Origin of the sequence: Microbacterium ureisolvens, assembly GCF_015278315.1 — a bacterium.
GTDB classification, from domain to species: domain Bacteria; phylum Actinomycetota; class Actinomycetes; order Actinomycetales; family Microbacteriaceae; genus Microbacterium; species Microbacterium ureisolvens.
In genome coordinates, this window is the sequence record NZ_JADIJE010000001.1 from 21,005 (window position 1) to 43,847 (window position 22,843).

The 22,843-nt window shown below is 70.7% G+C and carries 10 protein-coding genes; 5 read left to right on the plus strand and 5 right to left on the minus strand.

Annotation, left to right across the window (positions count from 1 at the left end):
- Positions 1–14: 14 nt before the first annotated feature.
- The 3 genes from rpoC to IM767_RS00090 all read right to left on the minus strand — a co-directional run bounded on the left by rpoC (position 15) and on the right by IM767_RS00090 (position 8,048).
- The gene (rpoC, locus tag IM767_RS00080; protein WP_109210506.1) at positions 15–3,887 is read right to left on the minus strand and encodes a DNA-directed RNA polymerase subunit beta'; all 3,873 of its coding nucleotides are present in this window, start codon (positions 3,885–3,887) and stop codon (positions 15–17) included.
- A 41-nt stretch (positions 3,888–3,928) separates the two neighbouring features.
- Entirely contained in the window at positions 3,929–7,426 is a 3,498-nt protein-coding gene (gene rpoB, locus IM767_RS00085; RefSeq protein WP_109210507.1) for a DNA-directed RNA polymerase subunit beta, read from the minus strand.
- Positions 7,427–7,715: 289 nt separating this feature from the next.
- Positions 7,716–8,048 carry a hypothetical protein gene (locus IM767_RS00090; RefSeq protein WP_109210508.1) on the minus strand — a complete coding sequence of 111 codons (333 nt, stop codon included), beginning with the start codon at positions 8,046–8,048 and terminating at the stop codon, positions 7,716–7,718.
- A gap of 213 nt (positions 8,049–8,261) precedes the next feature.
- On the opposite strand from IM767_RS00090, the gene IM767_RS00095 reads away from it, so the two are divergent.
- The 4 genes from IM767_RS00095 (at position 8,262) to IM767_RS00110 (ending at position 18,207) form a co-directional block, all read left to right on the plus strand.
- A complete protein-coding gene (locus tag IM767_RS00095) occupies positions 8,262–10,880 on the plus strand; it encodes an ATP-binding protein (RefSeq protein WP_194398772.1) in 2,619 nt (872 codons plus the stop codon).
- Positions 10,874–13,507 carry a DUF4062 domain-containing protein gene (locus IM767_RS00100; protein WP_194398773.1) on the plus strand — a complete coding sequence of 878 codons (2,634 nt, stop codon included), beginning with the start codon at positions 10,874–10,876 and terminating at the stop codon, positions 13,505–13,507. Before IM767_RS00095 ends, IM767_RS00100 begins: the two co-directional genes overlap by 7 nt.
- A 175-nt stretch (positions 13,508–13,682) precedes the next feature.
- Positions 13,683–15,977 carry a CHAT domain-containing protein gene (locus tag IM767_RS00105; protein WP_109210511.1) on the plus strand — a complete coding sequence of 765 codons (2,295 nt, stop codon included), beginning with the start codon at positions 13,683–13,685 and terminating at the stop codon, positions 15,975–15,977.
- A gap of 58 nt (positions 15,978–16,035) precedes the next feature.
- The gene (locus IM767_RS00110; RefSeq protein WP_109210512.1) at positions 16,036–18,207 is read left to right on the plus strand and encodes a caspase family protein; all 2,172 of its coding nucleotides are present in this window, start codon (positions 16,036–16,038) and stop codon (positions 18,205–18,207) included.
- Between the two features lie 34 nt (positions 18,208–18,241).
- On the opposite strand, the gene IM767_RS00115 is transcribed toward IM767_RS00110, so the two are convergent.
- Together IM767_RS00115 and IM767_RS00120 are read right to left on the minus strand one after the other, a co-directional pair.
- Positions 18,242–19,834 (minus strand): 5-oxoprolinase subunit B/C family protein, encoded by a 1,593-nt coding sequence (locus IM767_RS00115; RefSeq protein WP_239453293.1) that lies wholly within the window; start codon positions 19,832–19,834, stop codon positions 18,242–18,244.
- 25 nt (positions 19,835–19,859) lie between these two features.
- Positions 19,860–20,615, minus strand: a complete 756-nt coding sequence (locus IM767_RS00120; protein ID WP_109210514.1) for a 5-oxoprolinase subunit PxpA — start codon at positions 20,613–20,615, stop codon at positions 19,860–19,862.
- Positions 20,616–20,899: 284 nt separating this feature from the next.
- On the opposite strand from IM767_RS00120, the gene IM767_RS00125 reads away from it, so the two are divergent.
- Complete coding sequence (locus IM767_RS00125) at positions 20,900–22,684, plus strand: ABC transporter ATP-binding protein (protein ID WP_109210515.1); 1,785 nt, start codon at positions 20,900–20,902, stop codon at positions 22,682–22,684.
- Positions 22,685–22,843: the final 159 nt, after the last annotated feature.

Here is a 22,843-nt window from a genome sequence, read left to right on the forward strand (position 1 = left end):
GGAAGACCCGGAACTCAGTTGTAGTCGGTCGTGAAGCCGTCCGTGGAGAAGCTGTCGAAGTCGACGTAGCTCAGGTCGGCGTCGGTGTACGCGCCGTCCGAGGCGAAGATGCGGTTGGGGTACCGCTCGCTCTTCGCCTCCTCCGTCGCCTCGACCGAGACGTTGCGGTACTTCGCAAGTCCGGTTCCGGCGGGGATGAGCTTTCCGATGATGACGTTCTCCTTGAGGCCGACGAGCGGGTCGCTCTTGCCCTCCATGGCCGCCTGCGTGAGCACGCGGGTGGTCTCCTGGAACGACGCCGCCGAGAGCCACGACTCCGTCGCGAGCGACGCCTTCGTGATACCCATCAGCTCGGGACGACCCGACGCGGGGCGCTTGCCCTCGCCGACCGCCTCGCGGTTGATGTTCTGGTACTTCTTGAAGTCGACCAGCTCACCCGGCAGCAGCGTGGTGTCGCCGTGGTCGACCACGGTGACCTTCCGCAGCATCTGACGGACGATGACCTCGATGTGCTTGTCGTGGATCGGCACACCCTGCGAGCGGTACACGCCCTGGACGCCGTTGACGAGGTACTTCTGCACCTCGCGGGCACCCTGCACGCGCATGACCTCCTTGGGGTCGAGCGTGCCGACCTGGAGAGGCTGACCGACCGTGACGTGCTGACCGTCCTCGACCAGGAGCGTCGCGCGCTTCAGGACCGGGTAGACGTGCGGCTCGTCGCCGTTGTCGGGCGTGAGGATGACCTTCTTCGACTTCTCGGTCTCGTCGATCGTGATGCGGCCGTCGGACTCTGCGATCGGCGACGCACCCTTGGGGGTGCGGGCCTCGAACAGCTCCTGCACGCGGGGAAGACCCTGCGTGATGTCGTCGGCCGACGCCGAACCACCGGTGTGGAAGGTACGCATCGTCAGCTGCGTGCCGGGCTCACCGATCGACTGGGCCGCGATGATGCCGACGGCCTCGCCGATGTCGACGATCTTGCCGGTGGCCAGCGATCGGCCGTAGCACTTCGCGCAGACGCCGACCGCCGAGTCGCAGGTGAGCACCGAGCGGACCTTGATCGTCTCCACGCCCGCCTCGACGAGCTTGTCGATGAGCACGTCGCCGACGTCCTCACCGGCCGAGGCGACGACCTCGCCCTGCGGGTTCACCGCGTCGGCGGCGAGCGTGCGGGCGAACACCGAGTTCTCGACGTTCGCGTCGCGCACCAGCACACCGTCGGCGCCGGGGGCGGCGATGGTGAACTCCAGGCCCTTCGACGTGCCGCAGTCCTCCTCGCGGATGATGACGTCCTGCGAGACGTCGACGAGGCGGCGCGTCAGGTAGCCCGAGTCGGCCGTACGGAGGGCCGTGTCGGCCAGACCCTTACGGGCACCGTGCGTCGCGATGAAGTACTCCGCCACCGACAGACCCTCGCGGTACGAGGAGATGATCGGGCGCGGGATGATCTCACCCTTCGGGTTGTTCACGAGGCCACGCATACCGGCGATGTTGCGGATCTGCAGCCAGTTACCACGGGCGCCCGACGAGACCATGCGGTTGATGGTGTTGTCGGCCGGGAAGTGGTCGCGCATCGCCTTCTGGACCTCGTCGGTCGCCTCGGTCCAGATCTTGATGAGCTCCTGACGACGCTCGGCGTCGGTGGTGAGACCCTTCTCGAACTGGCCCTGGACCTTCGCGGCCTGCTTCTCGTAGCCCGCGACGATCTCGCCCTTGTTCGGCGGCGTGAGGATGTCGCTGAGCGCCACCGTGACACCCGAACGGGTGGCCCAGTAGAAGCCGGCGTCCTTGATGCGGTCGAGCGAAGCCGCGACCTCCACCTTCGGGTACTCCTCGGCGAGCTTGTTCACGATCTGCGACAGCTTGCCCTTGTCGGCCTGCTCGCGCACGAACGGGTAGCCCTTGGGAAGCGTGTCGTTGAAGATCGCCTGGCCGAGCGACGCGTCCACGAGACCGTGGCGCTCGTAGCCCTCGGGCGCCTCGCCCTCGAGGAAGGTCAGACCCGGGATGCGGATGCGGACCTTCGCCTGCAGGTCGAGGGTGCCCTCGTCCTTGGCCAGGATCGCCTCGCCGACCGAGCCGAACACACGGCCCTCACCGGCGGCACCCTCGATGACCGTGGTCAGGTGGTGCAGACCGATGATCATGTCCTGCGAGGGCAGGGTGACCGGACGGCCGTCCGACGGCTTCAGGATGTTGTTCGAGGCGAGCATCAGGATGCGGGCCTCGGCCTGGGCCTCCACCGACAGCGGCAGGTGCACGGCCATCTGGTCGCCGTCGAAGTCCGCGTTGAAGGCGGCGCAGACGAGCGGGTGCAGCTGGATGGCCTTGCCCTCGACGAGCTGCGGCTCGAAGGCCTGGATGCCGAGACGGTGCAGCGTGGGCGCGCGGTTGAGCAGCACGGGGCGCTCGCGGATGATCTCCTCGAGCACGTCCCACACCTCGGGACGCGTGCGCTCGACGGCGCGCTTGGCCGCCTTGATGTTCTGCGAGTGACCGAGGTCGATCAGGCGCTTGATCACGAACGGCTTGAACAGCTCGAGCGCCATCTGCTTGGGCAGACCGCACTGGTGGAGCTTGAGCTGCGGGCCGACGATGATGACCGAACGGCCCGAGTAGTCCACGCGCTTTCCGAGCAGGTTCTGACGGAAGCGGCCCTGCTTGCCCTTGAGCATGTCGGACAGCGACTTCAGCGCACGGTTGCCGGTGCCCGTCACGGGGCGACCGCGGCGGCCGTTGTCGAACAGCGCGTCGACGGCCTCCTGCAGCATGCGCTTCTCGTTGTTGACGATGATCTCGGGGGCACCGAGGTCGATCAGGCGACGGAGGCGGTTGTTGCGGTTGATCACACGACGGTAGAGGTCGTTCAGGTCGGAGGTCGCGAAGCGGCCACCGTCCAGCTGCACCATCGGGCGCAGCTCCGGCGGGATCACCGGGACGACGTCGAGCACCATCGAGGCCGGGCTCATGCCCGTCGCGAGGAACGAGTTGACGACCTTGAGCCGCTTGATCGCGCGGATCTTGCGCTGGCCCTTGCCCTCCGAGATCTGCAGGTGGAGGCTGTCGGCCTCGGCCTGCAGGTCGAACGACTCCAGGCGGCGCTTGATCGACTCCGCACCCATGTGGGCCTCGAAGTACTGACCGAAGCGGTCCTGCAGCTCGTGGAAGATCTCGTCCTCGCCCTTGAGCTGGCCGACCTCGAGGTTGCGGAAGTCCTCCCACACCTTCTCGAGGCGGGTGACCTGGTCGTCCGCGTTCTTGCGGATGGAGGCCATCTCCTTCTCGGCGGCGTCCTTGACCTTCTTCTTCTGGTCGGCCTTGGCACCCTCCTCCTCGAGCGCGGCGAGCTCCTCCTCCAGCTTCTGGAGGCGAGCGGCCACACGCGCGTCGCGGCGGTCGGCGAGCGTCTTCAGCTCGAGGCGGATGTTGTTCTCCTGCGTCGAGAGGTCGCGGTGACGCGCCTCCTCGTCGACGGAGATCACCATGTAGGCGGCGAAGTAGATGACCTTCTCGAGGTCCTTCGGCGCCATGTCGAGCAGGTACCCGAGGCGCGAGGGCACGCCCTTGAAGTACCAGATGTGGGTGACGGGCGCGGCGAGCTCGATGTGGCCCATGCGCTCACGGCGGACGGAGGACTTGGTGACCTCCACGCCGCAGCGCTCGCACACGATGCCCTTGAAGCGGACGCGCTTGTACTTGCCGCAGGCGCACTCCCAGTCGCGGGAGGGGCCGAAGATCTGCTCGCCGAAGAGGCCGTCCTTCTCGGGCTTGAGCGTGCGGTAGTTGATGGTCTCGGGCTTCTTGACCTCGCCGTAGGACCAACGACGGATGTCGTCGGCGGTGGCCAGGCCGATGCGAAGCTCATCGAAAGTTGTTGCGTCGAGCACTAGTTCTCCTGTGTCGGAATCTTGCGTTTGCCTGGCCGGGTTCAGATCTCGTCGATGGACGAGGACTCGAACCGGCTGGAGATGTTGATGCCGAGCTCTTCGGCGGCACGGAAGGCCTCGTCGTCGGTGTCGCGGAGGTTGACCGCCGTGCCGTCGGCCGAGAGGACCTCGACGTTCAGGCAGAGCGACTGCATCTCCTTCATGAGCACCTTGAACGACTCGGGGATGCCGGGCTCCTGGATGTTCTCGCCCTTGACGATCGCCTCGTACACCTTGACGCGGCCGAGGATGTCGTCGGACTTGATCGTGAGGAGCTCCTGGAGCGCGTACGCGGCGCCGTAGGCCTCGAGGGCCCACACCTCCATCTCACCGAAGCGCTGACCGCCGAACTGCGCCTTACCACCGAGCGGCTGCTGGGTGATCATCGAGTACGGGCCCGTCGAGCGCGCGTGGATCTTGTCGTCCACGAGGTGGTGCAGCTTCAGGATGTACATGTAGCCGACCGAGATCGGAGCCGGGAACGGCTCGCCGGAGCGGCCGTCGAACAGCTGCGTCTTGCCGGACGAGTCGATCAGGCGCTCGCCGTCGCGGGTGGGGTTCGTCGAGTCGAGCAGACCCGCGATCTCCGCCTCGAACGCGCCGTCGAACACCGGCGTGGCGACCTTGGTGCCCGCGGGCGCCTCGAAGGCCTGCTCCGGCAGCTGGGCGGCCCACTCGGGGGTGCCCTCGACCTTCCAGCCCTGCTTGGCGATCCAGCCGAGGTGGAGCTCGAGGACCTGGCCGAAGTTCATTCGACCGGGGATGCCGAGCGGGTTCAGGATGACCTGGACCGGCGTGCCGTCCGCGAGGAACGGCATGTCCTCGACGGGGAGGATCTTCGCGATGACGCCCTTGTTGCCGTGACGGCCGGCGAGCTTGTCGCCCTCGGTGATCTTGCGCTTCTGGGCGATGTAGACCACGACGCGGCGGTTGACGCCCGAGCCGAGCTCGTCGTCGCCGTCCTCGGCGTTGAACTCCTTGACCGCGATGATCGTGCCCTGCTCACCGTGGGGCACCTTCAGCGACGTGTCGCGGACCTCGCGGCTCTTCTCGTTGAAGATCGCGCGGAGCAGGCGCTCCTCGGCCGAGAGCTCGGTCTCGCCCTTGGGCGTGACCTTGCCGACGAGGATGTCGCCGGGACGCACCTCGGCGCCGATGCGGATGATGCCGCGCTCGTCGAGGTCCTTCAGCAGGTCGGGGCTCACGTTGGGGAGGTCACGCGTGATCTCCTCCTTGCCGAGCTTCGTGTCGCGGGCGTCGACCTCGTACTCCTCGATGTGGATCGAGGAGAGGGTGTCGTCCTTCACGAGGTCCTGGCTGAGGATGATGGCGTCCTCGAAGTTGTGGCCCTCCCAGGTCATGAACGCGACGAGGAGGTTCTTGCCGAGCGCGAGCTCGCCGTTCTCCGTCGCGGGACCGTCGGCGATGACCTCGCCGGCCTCGACGCGCTCGCCGGCCGAGACCACGACGCGCTGGTTGTACGACGTGCCCTGGTTCGACCGGTCGAACTTGCGCAGGAAGTAGTCCTGCGTGCCGCCCTCGTCCAGCTGCACGGTCACGACGTCGGCCGAGACCTCGACGACCACGCCGGGCTTGTCGGCGGTGACGACGTCACCGGCGTCGATCGCGGCGAAGCCCTCCATGCCCGTGCCGACCACCGGCGACTCCGAGCGGAGAAGCGGAACGGCCTGGCGCTGCATGTTCGCACCCATGAGGGCGCGGTTGGCGTCGTCGTGCTCGAGGAACGGGATGAGCGAGGTCGCCACCGACACCATCTGGCGCGGCGAGACGTCCATGTAGCCGATCTCCTCGGCGTGGAACAGGTCGACCTCGCCACCCTGGCCGCGACGGGCGAGGACGCGGTCCTGCGCGAAGCTGCCGTCGGACTTCAGCTCGACACCGGCCTGCGCGACGATGTAGTCGCTCTCCTCGGACGCGGTCAGGTAGTCGATCTGGTCGGTGACCTTGCCCTCGACGACACGGCGGTACGGCGTCTCGATGAAGCCGAACGCGTTGATGCGGGCGAACGACGCGAGCGAGCCGATCAGACCGATGTTCGGGCCTTCCGGCGTCTCGATCGGGCACATGCGGCCGTAGTGCGAGGGGTGGACGTCACGGACCTCGACGCCCGCGCGCTCACGCGACAGACCGCCGGGGCCGAGCGCCGAGAGGCGGCGCTTGTGCGTCAGACCCGCGAGCGGGTTGTTCTGGTCCATGAACTGCGACAGCTGCGAGGTTCCGAAGAACTCCTTGATCGCGGCCACGACGGGGCGGACGTTGATCAGGGTCTGCGGCGTGATCGCCTCGATGTCCTGCGTGGTCATGCGCTCGCGGACGACGCGCTCCATGCGCGACAGACCGGTGCGGACCTGGTTCTGGATGAGCTCGCCGACCGCGCGGATGCGGCGGTTGCCGAAGTTGTCGATGTCGTCGACGTCGAGGCGGATCTCGGCCGGCTTGCCGCCGCGCACGCCGTCGAAGGTGACGTCGCCGCGGTGCAGGCGCACGAGGTACTTGATCGTCGCGACGATGTCGTCGACCGTCAGCACCGAGTCGGTGAGCGGCTTCTCGAGACCGAGCTTGTGGTTGATCTTGTACCGGCCGACCTTGGCGAGGTCGTAGCGCTTCGGGTTGAAGTAGAAGTTGTCCAGGAGCGCGCGGGCGGCCTCGGCGGCGACCTGCTCGCCCGGACGGAGCTTGCGGTAGATGTCGCGGAGCGCGTCCTCCTTGCTGAGGATCGTGTCCTTGGAGAGCGTCTCCTCGATCGAGTCGAAGCCGGCGAACTCGGCGAGGATGTCCTCCGAGGTCAGGCCGAGGGCCTTCAGGAAGACGGTGACCGACTGCTTGCGCTTGCGGTCGATGCGGACACCGACCTGGTCGCGCTTGTCGATCTCGAACTCGAGCCAGGCACCGCGCGACGGGATGACGCGCGCCGACACGATGTCCTTGTCGGAGGTCTTGTCGGGGGTCTTGTCGAAGTAGACGCCGGGCGAACGGACGAGCTGCGACACGACGACGCGCTCGGTGCCGTTGATGATGAACGTGCCCTTGTCGGTCTGGAGCGGGAAGTCGCCCATGAAGACCGTCTGGGTCTTGATCTCACCGGTCTGGTGGTTCATGAACTCGGCCTCGACGTAGAGCGGGGCCGCGTACGTCTTGCCGCGCTCCTTGCACTCCTCGATGGAGTACTTCTCGGGCTCGAGGTACGGGTTGGTGAACGAGAGCTGCATCGTCTCGCTCAGGTCTTCGATCGGGGAGATCTCCTCGAAGATCTCCTCGAGGCCGCTGACCTCGGGCACGTCGGTGCGGCCGTCGGCCTTCGCCGCGGCGACACGGGCCTTCCAGGCCTCGTTGCCGACGAGCCAGTCGAACGACTCGGTCTGCAGCGCGAGAAGGTCGGGGACCGTCAGCGTGTCGGAGATCTTGGCGAACGAGAGGCGGGATGCTCCGCGTCCGTTCTTGGGGGTGGTGGGGTTGGATGCGTTGCGCGCAGCAGCCAAGGGGATTACCTCCGTGGGCCCGTAGGGCTCGTTTCCTTGTCGTCAGGTGGAGTGCTCCTCATCCCCGAAGCCCGCGCGGCACTCCCCACGTGAACGTGAGGGGGCGCAGGCACAGCCGACCACCATATGAGGGCAGGGGGAATCCAAGAGCGCAAAGACCAACTATACGTCGGATGACGCGCCGTGTCCACTCGGATTCTTGAAAAGTTCCGGATGCTGCGGTATAAGCCGCTGCGGCACGCCACGGCCCCTCCCCGGCGAACCGGGAAGGGGCCGGTGCGCCCTGCGCTTACTCCTCGAAGCCGCCGTTGGGATTGCAGGCCATCCCGGGGCTCGGGACCATGTCCTTCAGTCCGGCGCTCGCGAACATGCCGTAGCTCTGGATGCCCTTGTACCCGTTCTTCTGGTTGCCCCGCTCGGCAAGTGCATCATCGTCGAATCCCGGGGGATTCATCTCGACGGAGTCGACCGTGTCCTGTCCGGAGAACACGCACGCCGAGTGCGCGTTCTCCGGCGCCGGGATGTCTTTCCCGTTGCCGTTCACCTCACCCGCCATCGCGGCTCCCCCGCCGCCGAGCACCAGCCCGATCGTCACGACCGCGCACGCCAAGGCCTTCTTCATCGCTCTTCCCCTCCCAGTGATGACATCCGAGGCCCCGGATCGGACGGACCGCGTCGTCACTGACGCCGTCACCGCCGCAAGATACTCCTGCTCGGGGCGGCGCGGTAGAGGCGCCCTGCACCGCGCGATGCGCGCGGGTGGGCGCGCGCGCATCCGATACATCGATGCACCGAACCCATGGCGAAACGGCCGCGATGGGGCCAATATATGCACATGACTGGGGTGGGACACCCCGTGATCCGTACGCCCGACCAGCGGATCCGGGTGTTCGTGAGCTCGACCCTGCGCGAGCTCGCGGAAGAACGCGACGCGGCACGGTCGGCCATCGAACGACTCCGGCTCGCCCCGGTGATGTTCGAACTCGGCGCCCGCGCCCACCCTCCCCGCGACCTCTACCGCACCTACCTCGCCCAAAGCGACGTGTTCATCGGCATCTATGGCGCCAGCTACGGCTGGATCGCCCCCGACGAAGACGTCTCCGGCCTCGAAGACGAATACAACCTCGCCCCCGCCGGCATGCCCAAACTCATCTACGTCAAAGACGCCGACACCCGCGACCCCCGCCTCCAAGACCTCATCGCCCGCATCCAAGCCGACGACACCGCTGCCTACCTCCACTTCCACACCGCCCACGACCTCGAAGACCAGATCGCCGGCGACCTCGCCATGCTCCTCGCCGAACGCTTCGACCAATCACGGCGCACGGAACCGGCGACCGCCGCCGAGATCTCGCTGGCCGCGCGCGTGCCCGAGCCCTACACCGAGACGATCGGCCGGGAGGGCGAGCTGGCCGAGATCAGGGCGCTGCTGGCGGGCGGCATGCATCGGGTGGTGAGCCTCATCGGCCCGGGCGGCATCGGCAAGAGCCGCCTCGCCATCGAGGCCGCACACGCCAACGTGGGACTCTTCCCCGACGGCGTCTACTTCGTTCCGCTCGAGGGGGTGCTGGAGCCCGGCCTGCTGCTGCCGACGATCGCGTACATCCTCGGGGTGCGCGACACCGGCGCCGCCGCGCTCGAGGAGCGCATCGCGCAGGCCATCGGCGATCGGCACGTGCTGATCGTGCTCGACAACTTCGAGCAGATCGTCGACGAGGCGCCCGTCCTCGTGCGTCTGTACACGCTGGCGCCCCGCGCCTGCTTCCTGGTGACCAGTCGCGTCGTGCTGCGCATCCGCGGTGAGCGGGTGTTCGACGTGGAGTCTCTCGCCACACCTTCCCCGGATGCGCCGGCGACGCTCGCCCAGGCGCAGTCGTCGTCGGCGTGCGTGCTGTTCGCCGAGCGTGCGGCATCCGCCCTGCCGGGCTTCCGGCTGACCGCCGAGAACGCCGCCGACGTCATCGGCATCTGCCAGCGGCTGGACGGCCTGCCCCTGGCGATCGAGCTCGCCGCGGCCAAGATCCGGCTGCTCACGCCCCACGATGTCGCCGAGCGTCTGGGCCGGAGCCTGCCGCTGCTGTCGACCTCGGTGCGCGACCTGCCCGAGCGGCACCGCACGATGCGGTCGACCATCGACTGGAGCGTCAGCCTGCTCTCCGCCGAGCAGCGGGCGATGCTCGAGGACCTCGGCGTGTTCGCCGCCCGGTTCAGCCTCGACGCCGTGGAGTCGGTCGGCGAGGGCCGCTCGTGGGGATCCCAGGCGATCGAGACGCTCGCGGCCCTCATCGATGCGTCGCTGGTGCAGCGCGTCGAGTCCGGCGGCCGGTCGGTCTTCTCGCTGCTGGCGATCGTCCGCGAGTACGCGCTCGAGACGCTCGAGGCCCGCGACGCGGCTGACGCGATGCGCATCGCGCACGCCGACTACTACCTCGCGCTCGTGCACCGCATCGCACCGCGCCTGCGCGGCTCGCAGCAGATCGACGCCGTCGCAGAGCTCGGACTGGAGGTGCCCAACCTGCGCGCGACGGCCCGGCACCTCGTGCAGCAGGGCCGCCTCGACGACGCGGGGGACTTCGCGTGGACGCTGTTCGTCTACTGGTGGATCTCGGGGTACTTCGCCGACGTGCGGCTGTGGATGATGGAGCTTCTGGAGAAGCGGATGCCGATCACGACGCGCACGCGTGCGATCGCGACGTTCTTCCGGCTGTGGGCCGAGCTGTGGCAGCGGCCCAGCGACCAGGTGGGCGAGGGTCTGGCCGAAGCCGTGCGGCTGTTCCGCGAGAGCGAGGACGAGCACGCGGCGGCCATGGCGCTGGCCGCCCGCGCGTCGACCCGGCTGCAGTTCCCCGACCTCGACGAGGCGGCGTTCCTGGCCGAGATCGGCGAGGCGATCAGGACGCTCCACGCGTTCGGCGACGCCTGGGGCGAGTCGCTGTGCGAGGTGGTGCTGGGCCAGCTCGGGATGCTGAGGCGCGACGTCCCGGCTGCTCTGGAGCACCTCGGTCGCGCGGTGTCGATCGCCGACGACGCCGACGACGCCTTCACGCGCGTGGTGGCGGGCAACAACCGTGCTCGTCTGCGTTTCGTGCTGGGTGAGACCGACGCCGCGGAGGAGGAGTTCCTGCTGACGCTGCTGCTGTCGGTGCGACTGCACTTCGTCGACGGCGCCACGTACGGGCTGGAAGGAATGAGCGCGATCGCCGCCTCCCACGGGGAGGCGTGGCGGGCCGGCGCCCTCGCCGCGGTGGCGGCGATGATCCGCGAGACGACGGGGATCTACGACATCGAAGGGTTCGCGGTGCATCTGGCTCCGCTCGAGGCCCTGCGAGCGGTCGACGCCGAGAGCGTCGAGGCGGGTGAGCGTGCGGGGCGGGAGATGGGGCTCGCGGAGGCGATCGCGATCGCCCTGCCCGAAGCCGGCGCGGACGTCCGCGAGAGGGTGCCTTCGTGGTGACGCAGCCCGGACACAGCGCCGTGATCCGTACGCCCGACCAGCGGATCCGGGTGTTCGTGAGCTCGACCCTGCGCGAGCTCGCGGAAGAACGCGACGCGGCACGGTCGGCCATCGAACGACTCCGGCTCGCCCCGGTGATGTTCGAACTCGGCGCCCGCCCCCACCCTCCCCGCGACCTCTACCGCTCCTACCTCGCCCAAAGCGACGTGTTCATCGGCATCTACGGCGCCAGCTACGGCTGGATCGCCCCCGACGAAGACGTCTCCGGCCTCGAAGACGAATACAACCTCGCCCCCGCCGGCATGCCCAAACTCATCTACGTCAAAGACGCCGACACCCGCGACCCCCGCCTCCAAGACCTCATCGCCCGCATCCAAGCCGACGACACCGCCGCCTACCTCCACTTCCACACCGCCCACGACCTCGAAGACCAGATCGCCGGCGACCTCGCCATGCTCCTCGCCGAACGCTTCGACCAATCACGCACGCCCGACAAGCCCGACACCCCGCCGGGGAGCCTGGTCGGACGCGTGCCGGTGCCCTACACGACCACCATCGGCCGCGAGGCCGATATCGACGCCGTCCGCACGCTGCTCGCGCGGGGCACGGACCGCGTGGTGAGCCTCATCGGCCCGGGCGGCATCGGCAAGAGCCGCCTCGCGATCGAGTCGTCGCTCGCCTGCGGCGACCTGTTCCCCGACGGCGTGTACTTCGTGCTGTTGGAGGGCGTCCTCGAGCCGGGGCTGCTGCTGCCGACCATCGCCTACTATCTCGGCATCCGCGACAACGGCGAAGCCGCCCTCGAAGAGCGCATCGCCCACGCCCTCGCCGATCGCCGCGTGCTGATCGTGCTCGACAACTTCGAGCAGATCGTGGATGCCGCACCCGTGCTGGTGCGGCTGTACACCGTGGCCCCGACCGCGACGTTCCTCGTCACGAGCCGGATCGTGCTGCGCATCCGCGGCGAGCGCGTGTACGAGGTGGCGCCGCTGACGACCCCGGCCGGCGACGGGCCGGCGAGCCTGGACCGCACCACCCGCTCGGCGGCCGTGTCGCTGTTCGTCGACAGGGCCCGCGCGATCGATGGGCGCTTCGATGTGACACCCGAGAACGCCGCCGATCTGGCGGACATCTGCCGTCGACTCGAGGGCCTGCCGCTGGCGATCGAGCTCGCCGCGGCGAAGGTGCGGATCCTCCCGCCGGCCGGGATCGCCGCGCGGCTCGAGCGCAGCCTGCCCCTGCTGACCGCGGCGGTGCGCGACCTGCCGGAGCGGCACCGCACGATGCGGGCGACGATCGACTGGAGCGTGAGCCTGCTGCCCAACGCGCCGCGCGCCCTCCTGGAGGACCTCGGGGTGTTCGCGACGCGGTTCACGCTGGACGCCGTGGAGGCGCTGGGCGCCGGGCGCCCGTGGGACGGGCAGGCGATCGATGCGCTCGCCGCCCTCATCGACGCGTCGCTCGTGAAGCAGAGCGAGGTCGGCGGGCGACGCGTGTTCTCGCTGCTGGCGATCGTGCGCGAATACGCCCTCGGGCGGCTCAAGGAGCGGGGCGACGCGGTGCGCGTGCGCCGGGCGCACGCCGACTACTACCGCGAGTTCGTGCGGCGGATCGCGCCTGACCTCGGCGGTCCGGGCCAGGCCGAAGCGGTCGTGCGGCTGGGACTGGAGCTGCCGAACCTCCGTGCCGCCGTGCGCCACCTCGTCTACACCGACCGGCTCGACGATGCCGGCGACTTCGCGTGGAGCCTCCTGATCTACTGGTGGATCTCGGGCTTCTTCGCCGAGGTGCGGGTGTGGATGCTCGAGCTGCTCGAGAAGCAGCACGACCAGCCGATCACGCCGCACACACGGGCGATCGCCTGGTTCTTCGCGCTGTGGGGCGAGATGTGGCAGCGGCCGAGCGAGCAGGTGGTGGCGGGCCTCGGCGAATGCGTGCGGCTGTTCCGTGAGAGCGGCGACGAGGACGCCGCGGCGATGGCGCTCGCGGCGCGCGCGACCGCGCGGGTGCAGTTCTCGCACCTCGACACCGACAAGGCCGACGCCGAGCTGCGCGAGGCCGTCGTGACGCTGAGCGAGCGCGGCAACACGTGGGCGGAGGCGATCACCGAGGTCTCGCTCGGGCGCCTGGCCTGGGTGCGCGGCGCGACCGACGATGCCCTCTCGCACTTCGACCGCGCGACCTCGGTCGCCGAGTCCAGCGGCGATCTCTTCACGACGTCGGTGGCGGGCAACCTGCGCTCGCGGCTGAACTTCCAGCTCGGCCGCATCGAGGAGGCCGAGAAGGAGTTCGTCCACACGCTCCTGCTGTCGGTCGGGCTGCACTACGAGGAGGGCGTCGCGTACGGACTCGAGGGCGTCTGCGCGGTCGCAGCCGCGCACGGCGAGGCGTGGCGCGCGGCCGCGCTCGCGGTCGCGGCCGGCGAGATCCGCCGGCGCATCGGCATCTTCGATGTGGAGGCCTTCACCGTCCACACGCCGTACCTCGAGATCCTGCGCGGCCGCGATCCGCAGAGCGTCGAAGCCGGTGAGCTCGTGGGCGCCGAGCTCACCGTCAGCGAGGCGCTGCAGCTGGCCCTCCCCGAGCACGAGTACGCCTCGATCTCCGACGAGCTGCGCACCTGGTAGACGGGGGACGGATGCCGCGGCCCCCGGCATCCGTCTGCGCACGTATCAGCAGCACGGATCACGTGCTCTGGTGCGGTGGAGAGGCGGCCCCTATGCTGTGCACCGGACCGCGCTCCCCGCATCGGTAGGGAGTCGGCGCCCGTGGGGAATCGGGCGCCGGTGCTAGGGGGTCGAGATGGCTCTGGTTCCGGACGCGCCGCAGGGCACCGTCGACGTCGAAGGGGACGCCGACGCCTTCGCCGCGGACATCAGCCCCGCCCCTGCAGACACGGGCCCGGACGCGCACGGCATCACGACGCTGGGCGACGTCGCGCTGCGCGGATTGTCCGGCGGCGTCGCCACCGTCGTCGTCCGCGGGCGTGACGACCTCCGATACGCGCTCGTGCTCTGGCGCGGCGGCTCCGGCGAGGTCGTGCATCTGACGCCCCGCGCCGACGGCGCACACGCGGCCGAGATCGGGGTCGGCGCCGGCGAGCAGCTGCACCTGTCGGTTGTCGCGAGCGACTCCGAGGCGGCGCTGCGGTGGCTCGAGGCCGAGGTCGGCGCCGGAGGCTTCGGCATGGGCGGGGGCGACGAGGCGACGGCAGAGCCGCCCGCGGTCGAGGCGACGGCAGAGCCGCCCGCGGTCGACGCCCCCATGGCGCCGGATCTCGCGCCGGTCCCCGCGTTCCCCGACATGGTCGATTCCGATGCCTTTCCCGACTCCGGGACCAGCGGCGGCGACGAGTCCTGGGGCGACGACTCCGAGCACGGCGACGTCGTGGACGCGGTCGTCGACGGTGGCGGCGGCCGCGACCTCGGGCTCGCACCCGCCCCGCCACCCCCCGCCGATGCCGTGGCGGACGGCGGCGACGCGACGACGGACGGCGGCGCGGACGGCGAGGCGGCGGAGCCGGATGTCGACGGCGCGGCCCGGGTCGATGCCCACGTGGCCGCTCAGATGCCCGCCGACCTGTTCGAGGGTGTGCCGTTCGACGTCACCGTCACGCTCTCGCGCGAAGAGATAAGGATCGCCAAGGGCCACGCCGGGGACGACACCGTGGTCGCGTTCCACAAGAAGCGCGACATCCGCATCGCGATCCAGTGCACCGGCTTCGACGTCGCGCCGGGGACGCCCTCCGAGCTGATCGCACGGCTGCCGGCCCGAGGCGAGCCCGAGGACCACCGGTTCCAGCTGGTGCCCGGCACCGCCGGCATCGGTCGCGTCCGGGTGACCATCACGCAGGACCCCGAGGTCACGCCGCTCGCGACGATCGAGCTGTCCACGATGATCCTCCCCGCCGACGAGGCTCCGCCCGTCGCGCCGATCCTGCCGGCGACGCCGAATCGCGCGGAGACCGGGGCGACGGCGCCGCCGAAGGCGCTGACGGAGCTGCCCACCATCGTCATCGAGGAGACGACGTCCCGCGGCCACAGCGTGCTGACGACCATCGCCAAGGTCGGAGCCGCCTCGGCGACCAACACCGTCTGCCTCCTCGACAAGGAGGGCTTCGTCGACGGCGTGTACAAGAAGCTGGGCGGGATCCGCGACGCCTACCGGGACGCGCTCAAGGCCGGTGTCGAGGAGCGGATCGCGGTCGCCCGGGCGGAGGAGGGCCTCCGCGAGCTCGGGGCCGGTATCGCGGACACGCTGCTCGGCGATGAGGTGAACACCTTGCTGTGGTCCAAGCGGCGGCGCCTGCAGGGGCTGATGGTGCAGACCTCGGGCGAGCTCGACATCCCGTGGGAGATCGTCCACCTGGTCCGCGTCGGCGACGCCGATCCCGACGACGCCTCGTACTTCCTCGGCGATCAGGGCCTCACCCGCTGGCTGTGGGGAACGCCGCGTCCGACCGAGCTCTCGGTGCAGGTCGACCGCGTGATCGGCATTGCGCCGGACTACGCCGACCCGGGCCTCAAGCTCACGGCGACCGAGGAGGAGGTGCGTGCGCTCTACGCCTGCTTCGAGCGCGACGTCCCCCCGCCGCTGCTCACCCGCGACGAGGTGAGCGATCACATCCGCGGGGGCTTCGACCTGCTGCACTTCGCCGGCCACGGGCGCTGGCGCACCGCCGATCCCCGGGCGCAGGAGATCGCCCTCGCCGCCTTCGTCGAAGCCCAGGACGACGGATCGGCGTCCTACCGCCACGTCGACGTGCCCGAGCACCTCGTTGCGGGAGCATCGCCGCCGTTCGTCTTCCTCAGCGCCTGCGACGTGGGCCGACTGCAGCCGGGCACGACCGGGCCGGGCGGCTTCGCGGAGGCGTTCCTGCGCGGCGGCGCCGGCGTGTTCATCGGGTGCAGCTGGGCCGTGCGCGACGACGTCACCGCCGCCTTCGCCACGACGCTCTACGCCGAGCTGTTCACCCGCGGCGCCACCCTCGGCGAAGCCGTCGCCGCCGCCCGCATCGCCACGCGCGAGGCGCACGATCTGACGGCGCTGGCCTTCACCGTGTTCGCGGACCCCCGCGCCCGCGTCGTCCGAACCTGATCCTGTCACCCACCGGGCCCGGCGTCTGCGACGGGCCGCTCTCTCCGAAAGGCCCGTCATGTCCGACCCCACGCTCACTCCCGCCCAGCTCGCGAAGCTGCGGGCGCACGTCGTCTACACGGCCGACGGCAAGCTCGCCGAGTCGTCCACGCCCGACCCGCAGGACCTCGACGCCTACCGCATGACCGCCGACGACGTGAAGGAGATCGTCTACACCCACCTGGACGCCTTCGTGCGGGCGCAGCAGGAGAAGAACCCGACGCGGGGGCCGGTGCCGGTGCTGATCTGGGCGCACGGCGGCCTGACCACCAAGGCCCAGGGCATGCTCACCGCGCACCGCCAGGCGGCGTGGTGGCTGCGCAACGGCGTCTATCCCATCCACGCGGTGTGGGAGAGCGGGTTCTGGAGCACCCTCGAGGACGTCATCGGCGGCAAGCAGGCGGGGCAGCGCGGCTTCACCGACGTGACCGACATCGCCGTGGAGGCAGCGGCGCGACTCCTCGGCGGCCGTAAGTTCTGGGACGACATGAAGGTCGACGCCGCGGCGGCGTCGCTCGGTCCGCTGGACGGTCACGGCCCGGGCGGCGGTTTCGTCCTCGCGGCAGCCCTGCGCGACTACCTGCAGAAGAACCCGAAGTCGATCTCGCTGCACGCCGCCGGGCACAGCGCGGGGTCGATCTACCACAGCGCCTTCGTGCCCCTGCTCTTCGAGGGCGACGACGCCGTGGCGAAGGTCGAGACGGTGACCTTCCTCGCGCCGGCGGTGCGCGTCGACACGTTCGAGCAGAAGCTCCTCCCGCTGGCGCGCTCGGGCGGGATCGAGGACCTGTCGATCTTCACCATGGACAAGGACCACGAGAAGCGCGACAACACCGGCGGCGTCTACCGCAAGTCCCTGCTGTGGCTGGTCTCGCACTCGTTCGAGGTCGAGAAGGAGGCGAAGATCCTCGGGCTGGAGGAGCACCTGAGCAAGGCTGGGCCGACGATGTCGTACCTCCGGCAGAAGGGCGAACGGCTCGTGCTCGGCCCGGTCACCGACGGCAAGCGCACGAGCTCGAAGGCGACCTCGCACGGCGACTTCGACAACGACGCCGACACCATGACGAGCCTCGCCCGACGAGTGGTGGGCACCCGCGCCGCCGGCGATGACGACGACATCGCCCAGGTGTTCGGAGCTGAGAGCCGCGACGCGTTCCCGACGCCGCCCCCGGAGCCGACCGCGCCCCGCGGTGCGGCTGCGCGCAAGCGCGCCCTGTGCATCGGCATCGACAAGTACGCGCGGCGTCCGCTCAGCGGGTGCGTCGCCGATGCGCAGACCTGGGAGGACACCTTCACGGGCCTGGGCTTCGAGGTCGCGCGGCTGCGCGACGCCGAGGCCACGCGCGAGGCGATCCTCCGCGAGATGCTGACGCTCGTCACGAGCTCGTCCGCGGGCGATGTCGTCGCCATCCAGTTCGCCGGTCACGGGACGTCGGTTCCCGACCTCGACAGCGACGAGGTGGACTCGTTCGGCACCAACGACGAGGCCCTCTGCCCCATCGACGTGTTCGACGGCCAGCTTGTGCTCGACGACGACCTCGCCGTGGTGTGGGACGCGATCCCCGACGGGGTGTCGGTCTCGCTGTTCTTCGACTCCTGCCACTCGGGCACGGCCAACCGCAAGCTCACCGACGCCGACAAGGCCGCGATGAAGATCCCCGTCGGCACCGCGGCCCGCAAGCTCGACCTCGAGCCCTCCGAGCGCGAGCGCTTCCGCAGCGCTCGCAGCGCCTCGCTCGCCGACCCGGTGCGCCGAGCCGCCATGGAAGAGGTCGTCGGCGCCGAGACCGGTCGCGCCGTCGAGGACGCGCCGCGGGCGGTGCGCGAGGTGCTGTTCAGCGCCTGCCAGCCCGACCAGGTCGCTCTCGAGACCGGCGGGCACGGGGTGTTCACGACGAACGCGACCAAGATCCTGGTCGCCAACCCGGCTGCCACCAACCGCGAGTTCTATGCAGCGGTGCGCGATGCGATGGCTGAGCTGTGGGAGCAGAAGCCGTCGTTCGAACCCGGTGTCGGGCTCGCGGAGGTGCCGCTGCTCGCGCCGCGCGATTCGGGGCAGACGCCGCAGGGGCCTCAGCCCGCGCTCGTCGCGGCGCTCGACCGCGTCGCCGACCCCGGGGTGCGCACGGCCGCGGTCGTCGCGATCCTGCGGGCGACGGCGGACCTCCTCGAGGCCGGGGGCGCGGACTGAAACGGCGCCTGTCCGCTCCCGTGCGTCGGCGGCGTCACGCCGGCGGGCGGGCGTGGCGGAACCTGATGCGGGTGCCCGGCCGGGCCTGCGCGACCAGGTCCAGCGCGGCATCCGTCACCACCGCGATGACCGGGTAGCCGCCGGTCACCGGACCATCCGCGAGCAGGATGGTGGGCCGGCCGCTGGGCGGCACCTGCAGCGCGCCGGGCACCATGCCCTCGCTCGGGAGCTCGCCCGGCCGGGACCGCTCGAGTTCCGGCCCCTCCAGCCGCGCCCCGACCCGGTCGGCGTGGTTCGACACCGTCCAGACCGTGTCGAACAGCGTCCGGAGGGCGCCGGGTGCGAACCAGCCCTCCCGTGGCCCCGGTGCCAGTTCGAGCTCGATCTCGTCGTCGTGCGGCGCGCCCCACGCACCGGGCGGCGCGACGGGGATGGGCAGGACGGCCTCGTCGCGCACCGCCACGACGTCACCCGCGCGCAGTGCCGCAGGCCCCAGTCCCGCCAGCAGATCCGTCGCCCGGGAGCCCAGCGCGACCCGGCCGTCGAGACCGCCGCGCACCGCCACGTACGCGCGGGCGCCGTGCGCGAACCAGTCGAGCTGGAGCTCGGACCCGGCCGGCCACGCGTGGGCCTGGTAGGGGTCGACCGCTCGCCCGCCGACACGGACCGCGCCCCACGCGCCCGTCACCGCCACCCACAGGTCGGCCTCGGCCACCGCACGGAGTCCGCCCATCGTCACCTCGATGCCGGCGGCGCCCTCCGGATTGCCGAGCAGCCGGTTGGCGGTGCGCAGGGCGCCCCGGTCGAGCGCCCCCGAGACGGCGACGCCCAGGGATGCCGCTGCACCGCGTCCGAGATCCTGCACGGTCGCGAGGAGGCCCGGTTCGAGGATGCGGATGCCGGGGGCCGACGCTTGCAGGCCCGATCCGGTCGCCTTCGCCGGCTCGGGCGAAGCCGACGGCGACGGAGCCGCCGCGGCGCCCGCGGCCGCGACGGCCCGCTCCGGGGTCGGCCGGAAGCGGAGCCGCGAGCCGGGGGCGAGCAGTGCCGGCGTCTCCGCGTCGGGGTCGAAGAGCCGGGCATCGGTCGTGCCGATGAGCCGCCAGCCGCCCGGGGTGTCGCGGGGGTAGGCGCCCGTGAAGTGACCGGCGAGACCGACGGAGCCGGCGGGCACGCGGGTGCGCGGCGAGGCGAGCCGCGGCACGTCGAACGCCCAGTCGTCGCTGACGACATACCCGAACCCCGGTGCGAAGCCGGTGAAGGCGACGCGCCACTCGGCCGCCGCGTGGCGCGTGACGAGCTCGTCGGCGGCGAGGCCCAGCAGCTCCGCGGTCTCGGCGAGGTCCACGCCGTCGTACACGATGTCGAGCTCGACGAGTGGTCCGTCCGCCTCGGCGCCGGCCCGTGCGTCGGCCGCCGCGGCGAGCGCCCAGGCCCGCGCGGACGCGAGCGGGAGCGCTCGTGTGTCCACCCGCACCAGCACGGTGCGCGCAGCCGGCACGATGTCGGCCACCCCGGGGGGTCGCGACGCGGCGAGCGCCGCGTGCAGGGCGAGCACATCATCGAGTTCGTCGACCTCGAGGAGGAACGCACGCTCCCCCATCGGCCGCACCCGGGCCGTCACCACCGCGGCACCGCCTCGCTCGGCCGCCTCACCACGGCGCCCGCACCTCGACTCCCGCGGCATCCAGCGCCGCCCGCACTGCGCGCGCCATGGCCACCGCGGCGGGCGAGTCTCCGTGCACGCACAGCGATGCGGCATCCGCTCGCACCACCGTGCCGTCGGCCGCCTCCACCACGCCCTCTCGCGCGAGGCGCACTGCGCGCGCCGCCACGAGGTCGGGGTCCTCGAGCAGCGCTCCGGCCCGCCCACGTGGGACGAGCGATCCGTCCGGCAGATAGCCGCGGTCGAGGAAGGCCTCCTGCACGAACGGAAGGCCGACGGTTGCCGCAGCCGCCGCGATCTCGCCGTCGAGACCGAGCACGGGCAGCGGTCGGCCCAGCCGCGCCGAGAGCGCGGCGACCGCGCGTGCGACGGCGTCGGCCTGCGTCCGGTCGCGGGTGACCGCGTGGTACAGCGCGCCGTGCGGTTTGACGTAGCGGAGGTCGGCGCCGGCGGCGAGGAGGGCGTCCAGCTGCTCCGCGACGGTGGCGCTGAGGGCGGCCGTATCCATCACCATCGCCACGCGGCCGAAGCCCTCGCGATCGGGGTAGGAGGGGTGCGCCCCGACGGCCACCCCGAAGCGCGTCGCCCGCTCGACCGCGGCCTGCATGGAGGCCGCGTCGCCCGCGTGCCCGCCGCACGCGACGTTGGCGCTGGAGATCACGGCGAACATCACCTCTTCGTCGGCCGTGGGCACGCCGTCGACGGTCTCGCCGAGGTCCGCGTTGAGGTCGATCACCGCCATGCGACCACGCTACTGCGCGGCCGAGAGTCCGCCGCGGCCGCGTGCAGAACTCCTCCTGTCTGCGCGGATCGGGCCCGGCAACCGCCTCCGCAGGCCGCGCTGCCGCCGATCTGGAGGAGTTCTGCACGCCCACCCACTCGGGCGGCCCGATGCGGCGACGGCTGCTCGCCGCGCACGCGGCTGCGGAAGCACATTGCGCAGCCGACGGCGTCGCGCGTTACGGATCCGTAAAGGCTGAGCCCGCACCGGTGCGCGAAAGGGCGCCGACGTGCAGGATGGACCCCATGGCCCGAACCACCGAACGTCTCGCGGCCGGATCGCCGCTGCTCCAGGTCCGCGACGTCGCCGTCGAGTTCCAGACCATCGACGGACCGGTGCACGCCGTCGAGGGCGTCGACATCGACCTCGCCGCCGGCGAGACGCTCGCCATCGTCGGCGAGTCCGGCTCGGGCAAGTCCACGACCGCGATGGCGGTGATCGGCCTGCTACCGGGCAACGGCAAGGTGACCCAGGGCAGCATCCTCTTCGAGGGCGAAGACCTCGTCGGCGCACCGGAGAGCCGGATGCGCTCCATCCGCGGGCGGTCGATCGGGCTGGTGCCGCAGGACCCGATGTCGAACCTCAACCCGGTCGCGAAGATCGGCACGCAGATCGCCGAGACGCTGCTCGCCCACGACCTCGCCACCCGCAAGGATGTCGACCGCAAGGTCGTCGAGACCCTCGCGGCGGCCGGCCTGCCGAACGCCGCCGACCGCGCGAAACAGTACCCGCACGAGTTCTCGGGCGGCATGCGCCAGCGCGCGCTCATCGCGATAGGCCTGGCGTGCGACCCGAAGCTGCTCATCGCCGACGAGCCCACGAGCGCGCTCGACGTCACGGTGCAGAAGACGATCCTCGACCAGCTCGAGCGCATGACGAGCGAGCGCGGCACCGCGGTCATGCTCATCACCCACGACCTCGGCCTCGCGGCAGAGCGCGCGTCGCGGGTCGTGGTGATGAACCGCGGCCGCATCGTCGAGCAGGGTCCGGCGCGGCAGATCCTCGAAGACCCGCAGCACCCTTACACGCAGGCCCTCGTGAAGGCGGCGCCGTCGGTGGCGGCCGTGCGGCTGCGCCCCGAGGTGTTCCGCACGTCCGCGCCCGACGTCGCCGCCCCGGCGCCGGACATCGCGCCCGCCGCGCCGGAGGAGGAGCGGACGGATGCCGCACCCGCCGCCGTCGCCGCGCCGCGTGCCGACGAGCCGGGTGCCGTCGAAGAAGCTCGGACCGAGGCATCCGCTCCCGACAGCATCGTCGAGGTCGAGGGGCTCACGAAGATCTACAAGGTGCGGGGCAGCAAGGACGACTTCGCCGCGGTGCAGGACGTGTCGTTCTCGATCCCGCGCGGCGAGACGGTCGCGATCGTCGGCGAGTCGGGATCGGGCAAGACGACGACCGCCCGCATGATGCTGCGCGTCATCGAGCCCACGAGCGGCTCGATCCGGTTCGACGGGCAGGACGTCGCCGCCCTCAAGGGCCGCGACCTGAAGCTCTTCCGTCAGCGGGTGCAGCCGATCTTCCAGGACCCGTACTCGTCGCTGAACCCGATGTTCTCGATCGAGCGGATCATCTCCGAGCCGCTGGAGTTCTACAAGCGCGGCAACGCCAAGGAGCGGGCCGCGCGCGTGCGTCAGCTGCTCGACGACGTCGCCCTTCCGCAGACGATGCTGCGGCGCTACCCGTCGGAGCTGTCGGGCGGTCAGCGCCAGCGCGTCGCCATCGCGCGAGCCCTCGCCCTCTCCCCCGACCTCATCGTGTGCGACGAGCCGGTCTCCGCGCTCGACGTGCTCGTTCAGGACCAGGTGCTGACGCTCCTGCGCGACCTGCAGCGCGAGTACGGACTCAGCTACCTCTTCATCTCGCACGACCTCGCCGTGGTGCGCCTCATCAGCGACTACGTGTGCGTCATGAAGGACGGGCGACTCGTCGAGGCGGCATCCTCCGAAGAGATCTTCACCAACCCGCGCGACCCGTACACGCGGCACCTTCTCGCGTCGATCCCCGGCAACGAGCTCGACATCGCCGTCTGACGCAGCCCGCAATCACGCCGAGAGCGCACAGAACGCGCCCCCACGGCCCTCCGCACGACACTTCGCGCGCTCTCGGCGTACCACCGCCTGCCCGCGCTCGGGGCGCGGAGGCAAACCACACCGAGAGCGCACAGAACGCGCCCCCACGGCCCCCCGCAC